We start from the raw sequence: 254 nt of genomic DNA on the forward strand, positions 1-254 counted from the left end.
TGATCGACGGCTGGAGCCGCTTCGGTGACGACGTGCCTGCCCCCGTCGTGATCGCGCGCTACGCGGACGTCGCGAACTTCGCATCCAACGGCGCCTCCCGTGACCGCGCGCGCGACGCGTGGGAGCAGGTGGGTGCCCTGCGCGCCCAGGTGAGCAAGCGCGCCGGATTCTTCGCGCGTATTCGCCGCGCGCTGTCACTGCGCAGCCTGCGCATGCGCCGTAAGCTGCGCCTGAGCGCGTCCATCGCGCGCACG

At 72.0% G+C, this 254-nt stretch carries 1 pseudogene; it reads left to right on the top strand.

The features are described from left to right. Positions 1 to 254 (top strand): annotated as a pseudogene (locus tag QP381_RS09225) (transglutaminase-like domain-containing protein); the annotation flags it as partial.

The organism is Pauljensenia sp. UMB6358 (assembly GCF_030216865.1).
In the GTDB taxonomy this organism is placed as follows: domain Bacteria; phylum Actinomycetota; class Actinomycetes; order Actinomycetales; family Actinomycetaceae; genus Pauljensenia; species Pauljensenia turicensis_A.